Raw genomic sequence first — 8,106 nt, 5'->3', positions numbered from 1 at the left:
GCCACGGCCGGCCTTCTGATCGGCATGCTGTTGTCGGTCCTGGACCAGACGGTGGTGGCCATCGCACTTCCCGATATCGCCGCCGACTTGGGCGGCATGGATACGATTGGCTGGATCGTCACGTCCTACGTGCTGGCCTCGACCGCGACTGGCGCGCTCTACGGACGCATCAGCGACCGGTTCGGTCGGCGCCCGGTGTTTATCACCACGGCCGCTGTGTTCGTGGCAGGCTCCGCGCTGTGCGGCCTGGCGCAGACGATGCCCCAGCTGATTGCCGCAAGAACCCTGCAAGGCATCGGCGCGGGTGCAATGTTCGTGCTTCCCACGATCGCCCTGTCGGAGCTGTATCCGCAGCATTTGCGCAGCAGGACCCAGGGCTTCACCGGCGGCGTCTTCGCCTTGGCCAGCGTAGGCGGCCCGCTCGCCGGCGGCACGATCACCGACGCCTGGGGCTGGCGCTGGATCTTCTACCTCAACCTACCCCTCGGCCTGCTCAGCATGGCCCTCATCGCGATCGCGCTACGGCTACCCATGACCGGCGGGGACGGCAAGGTCGACCTCGCCGGGGCAGGCCTGATCGCGGGCGCAACGGTGAGCCTGCTGCTAGTGACCGAATGGGGTGGCCGCACGTACGCATGGACCTCCAGCGTGATACTCGCGCTGATCGGTGCCTTGACAGTGCTGGTGGCGCTGTTCGTGTGGCGGCAACGACGCGCGACGAACCCGCTACTTCCGCTGAGGCTGTTCACCAACCCCACACTGCGCGTCGCCCTACCCGCCAGCGCACTGCTCGGCGCATTACTCGGCGGCTCGATCATGTACCTGCCCACGTATCTGCAATCCGCTTATGGCATGGGCGCCGCCCAGGCGGGCCTAGCACTCAATCCGTACGTCCTTACATTCATGGCGGTAGCATCGATCGCCGGTGCCCGCATCAGCGCGAGTGGCCGGTTCAAGCCGTACCTGCTCGCTGGCTCCGTGATCACGGTGCTGGGATTCGCGCTGCTGAGCCAGCTCAATCCCGACACCGGCTACGCCCTGCTCGCCGTGGAGATCGGCGTGCTGGGCATCGGCTTCGGGCTGCTGATGCAGAACCTGGTCGTCGTCGCGCAGAACGCGGCCTCCCCTGCGGATCTCGCCGCCACCTCCTCCGCGACGGTGTCCATTCGCGGCCTGGGCATCTCGCTGGGGGTAGCAGTTTTCGGGAACCTGCTCAGCCGGGAACTCCAGGGCCACACCCAGAGCCCAGAGGCGACCGCCGGGGCCATCTCCGACATCCTCATCTGGGGCGTACCGGCCGCCGTCGTCCTGGTGGCGCTGATGGCGCTGCTGCCTCGGACGGTCGATCAGGCTGTACCAGGAGATTCAACGAAATGAGCACACAGCAGAGCGCCGTCATCGAGAGACGCGAGACGTGCGGGCTCTGCTGGCCGACGGGAGGCGCTGCAACGGGCCATCCGATCCATCGATCCTCCGCTGTCACCTTATAGAAAACACTATGAAGGTATCCACCGGGCCGGGCTACTCCCCGGAATCGCCCGGCCCGGTATATCAGCCGCAAGCAGCCCGATGTGGTGTTCCGCGGCTACGGTGACGACGAGATCCACGGCCGCGAGGCACTGACGCGGATGTGGGGCGGGGCGTTCCCGCACTTCGAGGTGGTCCGGTTCGAGACCGTGCACCAGGCGGTCAACGGCGACGTCGTGCTGGCCGAGCAGATCCACCATTTCGGCCTCCCCGGCGGACCGATCGCACCCGTGATGTACCTCGCCGTCTACGAGATCACGGACGGCCGCATCGCGGCCCGGTGCGACTACACCGATCCGGTCGTCAGCCCGCGACCTGCTCAGCGCCATGTGACACCGGTGGGGCCCAGCGCCATGCCGGGTCCCACCACCGTCGGAGGCGTTCACCGCTCCGGCGGGTCCTCCCGGCCCTCGCGGTCGGCCAACTCCCGAGACGTTCCAGGAGAACCGCCGGACGTCCAACCGCAGTGCACGGGGTACCCCGGCTCCTGCCGCGAACGTCTCAGCGCCCCTGACTCGCCGGCCCGTCCAACGCCCCGTGGCGGGCCGGCGGGTGGTCAGCGGGCCTGGTGAGCTGACTGCGGTACGCGCGCGGCGAGTGGCCGGTGGTCCGCTTGAACGCGACGCTCAGCGCGCTCTCGGAGCTGTAGCCGACGGCGCCAGCGATGGTGGCGACGGTGTCGTCGCCCCGGCGGAGCCGGTGGGCGGCGAGCTCGATCCGCCACTCGGTGAGATATTCCAGGGGGCCCTTGCCGACCACGTCCTTGAACCGGGACGCGAGCGTCGACCGGGAGACTGCGACGGCCCGGGCCAGCTCCGCCACCGTCCACGGGTGGGCCGGCCGGGCGTGCAACTCCCGCAGCGCGGCGGCGACCGTCGGGTCGGCGAGGCCAGCCAGCCAGCCGGTGGGCCCGGCGTCACGGGCGAGGTGCAGGCGCAGGACCCGGACCAGCATGACGATGGCGAGGCGCTCGGCGACGAGGGTCGCCCCCAGCGGCCTGCCGCGCAGTTCGGCGTCGAGTTCGTCGAGGGCCCACCGCACGGTGTTGGCCTCCGGCATGCCGGCCGGCACCTGGATGAGCGGCGGAAGGCTGTCCAGCAGCAGGGCGCGGGCCCGCTCAGTGAAGGTGAACGCGGCGCCGACGAGGAAGACGTCGTCGCCGTCGCCGGCGCGGGCCACGCCGTCGCCGGCCGCGGCGAAGATCGGGTACGCCGGCTCGGCCGGCAGGTCCGGGTCACTGGCCAGCGTGAACGCCACGGGCCGGGTCAGCAGGAAGCAGTCACCCGTGCCGAGGCGGACGGGATCCGGCACGCCGTCGACCCGCAGCCAGCAGGAACCGCGCCGGACGGCGTTGAACTTGGCCCCGGCCGGCGGCGGGAACCGGACCGCCCAGCGGCCACCGGCGGCCAGCCCCGCCGACACCTGGCTCGTCGCGTCGAGCAGTGCCAGCACATCCTCCAGCGGGTCCACCCGCACCTCCCTCGGACGCACGCGAAAGAGCGGCGGACGCTGAACCATGGCTGGTCCGGCCGGGCCGTTCGTAACGTTGCCATCATGACAGCCACCGCACGCCTGACCACCACTCCGTTCACCGCCCGGGCGACGGCCGCCGAGATCCTCGACGGCGTCGACCTCACCGGACGCCGGATGATCGTCACCGGCGGCGCCTCGGGGATCGGCGCGGAAACGGTACGCGCCCTGGCCGGCGCGGGCGCCGAGGTGACCGTCGCCACCCGTGATCCCGGCCGCGCCGCCGCGCTGGTCGAGGAGTTCACCGGACTCGGCCCGGGCGGTGTCCGGGCGGTCGCTCTCGACCTGGCCGACCTGTCGTCGGTCGACGCATTCGTCGCGGCCTGGGAGGGCCCGCTGCACTCGCTGGTCGCCAACGCCGGCGTGATGGCGGTCCCGGACCGGCAGCTCACCGCCGAGGGCTGGGAACTCCAACTCGCCACCAACTACCTCGGCCACTTCGCGCTCGCCCGCGGCCTGCGCGACAACCTCCGCGCCGGACCCGGCCGGGTGGTGGTGGTCAGCTCCGGGGCGCAGTTGCGCCGGGCCGTCGACTTCGACGACCCGCAGTTCGAACGGCAGCCGTACGACCCCTGGGCGGCGTACTTCCAGTCCAAGACCGCCGACGTCCTGCTCGTGGTCGGTATCGCCCGGCGCTGGGCCGCGGACGGGATTACCGCCAACGCGGCCAACCCGGGCTACATCATGACCAACCTGCAGCGGCACCTCGACGACGACACGTTGCGCTCGTTCGGGGTGACGATCGACGAGGCGGGCAACCGAACGGTGCCGGACTACTTCAAGACCCCCGCTCAGGGCGCGGCGACCTCCGTACTGCTGGCCGGGTCACCGCTGCTGGTCGGTGTCACGGGCCGCTACTTCGAGGACAACCAGGAGGCGGAGGTCGTCCCGGGCGGTCCGGAACCCATGACCGGGGTGGCCGAGCACGCCGTCGACCCGGCGGCCGCCGACCGGCTCTGGGCGTACGCCGAGCAGGTCCTGGCAACCCGCTGAGCACGCCCGAGAGGCGCGGCGCCCGTCGGCGCCGCGCCTCTCGGCGCCTCCCGGCACACCGGGGCGGGGGTCCGGTCTCACGCGCTGACCGACGAAGTCGGCGCGGTAGCCGATGAGCACGGTGAGTTCGGCGAGCAGCCGGTCGGAGGGTTCCAGGACCGGGATGTCGGGGCGCATGCGGCTGGTCTGGGCGATCACCAGGGCACACGGCCCGCCGATCAGCAGCAACGCAAACAGGCCGATCCCGACCAGGTTGCCGTAGCAGGCAGCCCGACCAGGCCAAGCCATACCCGGCCCTGCAGTGGTAAGTTCATCTATTCCAGGGCAGCCAGCGAGCGCAGCCCCCCGCACTTCCAATCATCGCTTGCCGCGGAGGCCGGCGACGGGTGAAGACAATCGACGCGCCGAGTGCCGCGGCGACCAACGCGCCGGTAGTGTCGAACCGGCCCACACGCTTGAGCCTCATAAACCCTCCTGATTGCCGGTTATTCCGGGGCCACCTATCCAGCAAGTCGGACCACCGCTCAAGCAGGGCAGCGCGAGCGCCTTCATGGTCTGGAACGCGAGGACCGAGTCCAGGGGCCAGCGCTGCCTCGTCCTGCTCGTGCTGCCGCTCGGCGGCGATCTGGTCGAGAATCCGGGCGGGGCAGGGGCAGCCACAGCTGACGCGCCTCGTCTCGGCCGAGGGTGAGGTGTGGCTGGCTGGCGTCATGCCGTCGGACTGGGCCGAGCGGTAGTGGGTTGGTTCAGAAGGTGAGCACGAGCCGGCCGCGGACGCCGCCGGCCTCGAAGCGGCGGTGCGCGGTGGGCGCCTCGGCGGCTGGCAGGGTTTTCGCGACTCGTGGGATGAGTACTCCTGACTCGTCGAGGCGGCGGATTTCGTCCAGCTTGTCTATCCGGGCGGCGTGGTCGGGCACGAACAGGGTCCGCACTCTGGTTCCGCGGCTGCTGGTGGCTCGGTAAGCCGCGATCCGGCGCGCATCGCTCCGCCTTGAAATGACCGAGCGTGGTCAGACCAGGCAGCTTCGTGATGACGATGACAGCGCCCCGAGACGGCCGACGTGAAGTCGTCGGCAAGTGGACCCTTGTATGTCAGCGTGACTCCGGGCCGTACCCGACGACGCCGTTTCTTCGGCTGGGTCCGGCTCGGAGTGCGCCTGATCAGTTTGACGCCGGCCGGAGTTCGGCGCTGGTGTGGCTGTTGGATGTGTGGTCTGGTCGCTGTCCCGCGAGCCATTCGTCGAAGGTGGTCGGCGCGATGCGGGCCCCCTGGCCGGGCAGCAGCACGGTGCCGGCCATCGCCGGGCCGAAGATGGCCGACCACGTCGGCACGAGTTTCACCTTGTGGCCGCGCGTCTCGTTGGTGCGTCGTGCCATGTCGACGAGGTCCTGTGGTTCCGGGCCGGCGACGTCGGCGTAGCGGCCTTGCGGCTCGCCCGCCGCGATCTCGACGAGAATGTCGGCGACGTCCTGCGGTGCGATCGGCTGCACGAGCAGCGGCGCGATCGTCGCGACGCCGTCGCGCTCGGTCCAACCCGCGACCATCGCGGCGAAGTCGTGGAACTGCGTGGCCGGGACGATCGTCCACGGCAGTGGACCGGCGGCCACGAGACGCTCCTGCTCGCGCTTGCCAGCGTAGTGTGCGTTGCCCTCGACGCGATCGATCCCGACGATCGAGAGCAGAACGTGGTGTCGGACACCGGCCCGCTCCCCGGCGGCGAGCAGGTTCCGGGTGGCGGTGCCGAAGTACGCCACCGTCTCCGCGTAGCTGGTAGCCGGCCCGTTGGTGACATCGATGACCGCATCGACGCCGGTGAGGGCTTGGTCGAGTCCGTCACCGGTTGACAGGTCCACGCCCAGCGAACGGCTGATCCGCACGACGTTGTGTCCGTCCCGTTCGAGGCCGGCGACGGTGAGGGCGCCGATGTTCCCGGTCGCCCCGGCGACTGCGATTCGCATCACGATCTCTCCTCTCGCTCGCTACCGGACCGACAGTATCTCGGACTTAGCAGATCCGCAATATCTGCGATACGCTGACACTGTGAAGCTGCCCGTGAGCACCGAATGGCTGTTGCACTGCGCCGCGACACTGGCGCAACTCGATCCGGGAGCCACCGCGTCGGCGGCGCAGCTCGCGCAGTACTACGACCTCCCGGCGGCCTATCTGGCCAAGCAGCTACAAGATCTCGTCAAGGCCGGCGTGCTGACCGCGACAACAGGTCCACGCGGCGGGTTCCGGCTCGCGCAACCGGCGTCCGAGATCACACTGCTGCGGATCGTGGAAGCCGTCGACGGCACCTCCCCGCCGTACGAGTGCCGCGAGATCCGCCAACAAGGACGGGGAGCACTCCCTCCCGAGCAGTGCCAGAACACCTGCGTCCTCGCCCAGAAGATGGCCGACGCGCACGACGCGTGGCGGCGCAGCCTCGCCGACGTCTCACTCGCCGACATCATCGCCACGCTGCCCCCGACAGCACCGGCCCGCACCCGATCCCTCCTCACGCCGACGACGGGTTCCACGCCGTCGCACCGATCGCCGAGGTCGCATGCCGCCGACCCCCCGCCTCGGCCGAGTCGATGACCGTCCCACTCCGCGCTGAGATCGCCGGGCTCCTGCCCACCGCATCCGTGACCGGAAACGGTGACACGAGTTCCTCAACTTCCTGAAGACCCTGCGTCGCCGCTGGCCCGACGACAAGCTGTATCCGATCCTGAACACAAGCTGTATCTGATCCTGAACAACTTCTCACCCCACAAGCACCCGGAGCTCCGCGCCCTGGTGCGCCGCCAACCACATTGACCCGGTGTTCCTGCCGACACACGCGTCCTGGCTGAACTGGATCGAGGCCGAGTTCGCCGCCCTGCGGTACTTCGCCCTCAACGGCACCGACTACCGCACCCACCCAGAACAGAACACCGCGATCGGCGACTACATCCGATGGCGCAACCGCAACCGCCAAGCCCGACCCAGGTCCGGATTCGCTATCAACTCCAAGATCCGTCACCCGGATTACTCGCTCGGTCAAGGCTGCATGATGAGCACTAGTCAGCGACGTGGATGACGATCTTACCGTGACGTTTGGCCGTCTCCAGCGCCTCGTAACCTGAGCGCGTCTCAGAGGGGCAGCACGCGGTCCAGCGCTGGCCTCAACCGGCCGCTATCGACGAACTCGGCGATGGAACGCAACGCGTTCTGGTTGGGCTCGACGACGAAGTACACCCCACGAACGCCATACCGGGCTGCTTCCTGTTGGTCGGGTGGGGTGACGAGGGAAACCAGGACGCCACCCGGTCTCAGGACCGACCAGGACCGCGACTGCGTGGCCCCTCCGACAAGATCAACGACCACATCCACGTCGCGAACGTGGTCCTCGAAGCGGTCGTGCGCGTAGTCGATGACCTGCTCGGCACCCAACCCCTTGACGAACCCCAGGTCGGCCGCCGCCGCCGTGGCGCTCACACGAGCGCCGAGACCGGCCGCGAGCTGCACCACGAAGATCCCCACGCCGCCGGCACCGCCCTGCACCAGCACGTGCTGCCCGGCCTGCAGGTCGGCGTGATCCACCAGGGCCTGCCAGGCACTCAACGCAGCCAACGGGAGCGCTGCGGCGTGGTCGTGGTCAACGACGGCGGGTTTGGCCGCCAGGACGGCTGCGGGTAGGACGACGTACTCGGCCGCCGCGCCATCGCGGGTGAAAGGGATCAAGCCATAGACCGCCTCCCCCTCAGCGGGGCTTTCCACCCCCGCCCCGGACGCCGCGACGACTCCAGAGAACTCGTGCGACGGAATGATCGGCGTGCGCGCGGGTCCTGTCCCGTCCAAGCTGTGCGTCCAGGTTGCCGGCCAGCTGAGCTCATGGGGTGTCATAGAGGCGGCCTTCACGGCCACCAACACCTCACCGGGCCCCGGCTCCGGCCGCGGCGCCTCCTCGTACACAAGTTGCTCCGGCCCGCCCCTGGTGTGAGCTCTCACGGCGTGCATCATGCTCATCCGACGCCCGCTCCCTTCCGACCGCATCCGACTAGCCCGCCGGCCGCCCCTGGGGATGAAACACA

Annotated in this window: 8 protein-coding genes; 4 read left to right on the top strand and 4 right to left on the bottom strand. The window is 69.6% G+C overall.

Going from position 1 to position 8,106, the window contains the following annotated elements; genetic code table 11:
- Nucleotides 1-1,377: MDR family MFS transporter (locus AAH979_RS42105; RefSeq protein ID WP_346263710.1), on the top strand; the 1,377-nt coding region annotated here is incomplete at its 5' end.
- Nucleotides 1,378-2,028: 651 nt separating this feature from the next.
- Here the strand turns inward: AAH979_RS42105 and AAH979_RS42100 are convergent.
- Entirely contained in the window at nt 2,029-2,997 is a 969-nt protein-coding gene (locus tag AAH979_RS42100; protein WP_346263709.1) for an AraC family transcriptional regulator, read from the bottom strand.
- An 84-nt stretch (nt 2,998-3,081) separates the two neighbouring features.
- On the opposite strand from AAH979_RS42100, the gene AAH979_RS42095 reads away from it, so the two are divergent.
- Nucleotides 3,082-4,050 (top strand): SDR family NAD(P)-dependent oxidoreductase, encoded by a 969-nt coding sequence (locus AAH979_RS42095; protein ID WP_346263708.1) that lies wholly within the window; start codon nt 3,082-3,084, stop codon nt 4,048-4,050.
- Nucleotides 4,051-4,796: 746 nt separating this feature from the next.
- On the opposite strand, the gene AAH979_RS42090 is transcribed toward AAH979_RS42095, so the two are convergent.
- Together AAH979_RS42090 and AAH979_RS42085 are read right to left on the bottom strand one after the other, a co-directional pair.
- Nucleotides 4,797-5,021 (bottom strand): zinc-binding dehydrogenase, encoded by a 225-nt coding sequence (locus AAH979_RS42090; RefSeq protein ID WP_346263712.1) that lies wholly within the window; start codon nt 5,019-5,021, stop codon nt 4,797-4,799.
- Nucleotides 5,022-5,211: 190 nt separating this feature from the next.
- Nucleotides 5,212-6,009: an NAD(P)H-binding protein gene (locus tag AAH979_RS42085; RefSeq protein WP_346263711.1), complete on the bottom strand. Its 798-nt coding sequence runs from the start codon at nt 6,007-6,009 to the stop codon at nt 5,212-5,214.
- Nucleotides 6,010-6,091: 82 nt separating this feature from the next.
- Here AAH979_RS42085 and AAH979_RS42080 point away from each other — a divergent pair, with 82 nt between their 5' ends.
- Both AAH979_RS42080 and AAH979_RS42075 read left to right on the top strand, forming a co-directional pair.
- Complete coding sequence (locus AAH979_RS42080) at nt 6,092-6,631, top strand: Rrf2 family transcriptional regulator (protein ID WP_346263707.1); 540 nt, start codon at nt 6,092-6,094, stop codon at nt 6,629-6,631.
- Between the two features lie 223 nt (nt 6,632-6,854).
- Nucleotides 6,855-7,112, top strand: a complete 258-nt coding sequence (locus AAH979_RS42075) for a transposase (protein ID WP_346263706.1) — start codon at nt 6,855-6,857, stop codon at nt 7,110-7,112.
- Nucleotides 7,113-7,165: 53 nt separating this feature from the next.
- On the opposite strand, the gene AAH979_RS42070 is transcribed toward AAH979_RS42075, so the two are convergent.
- Entirely contained in the window at nt 7,166-8,041 is an 876-nt protein-coding gene (locus AAH979_RS42070; RefSeq protein WP_346263705.1) for an NADP-dependent oxidoreductase, read from the bottom strand.
- Nucleotides 8,042-8,106: the final 65 nt, after the last annotated feature.

Source organism: Plantactinospora sp. ZYX-F-223 (genome assembly GCF_039649625.1).
Taxonomy (GTDB): Bacteria; Actinomycetota; Actinomycetes; order Mycobacteriales; family Micromonosporaceae; genus Plantactinospora.
The sequence above is the reverse complement of the archived record's forward strand: the minus strand, read 5'-3'. Positions and strand labels throughout refer to the sequence as shown.

What these genes read in the sequence shown, in the direction of transcription:
- AAH979_RS42085 (WP_346263711.1), bottom strand. Translation starts at nt 6,009, where the DNA reads ATGCGAATCGCAGTCGCCGGGGCGACCGGGAACATCGGCGCCCTCACC.
- AAH979_RS42070 (WP_346263705.1), bottom strand. Translation starts at nt 8,041, where the DNA reads ATGAGCATGATGCACGCCGTGAGAGCTCACACCAGGGGCGGGCCGGAG.
- AAH979_RS42095 (WP_346263708.1), top strand. Translation starts at nt 3,082, where the DNA reads ATGACAGCCACCGCACGCCTGACCACCACTCCGTTCACCGCCCGGGCG.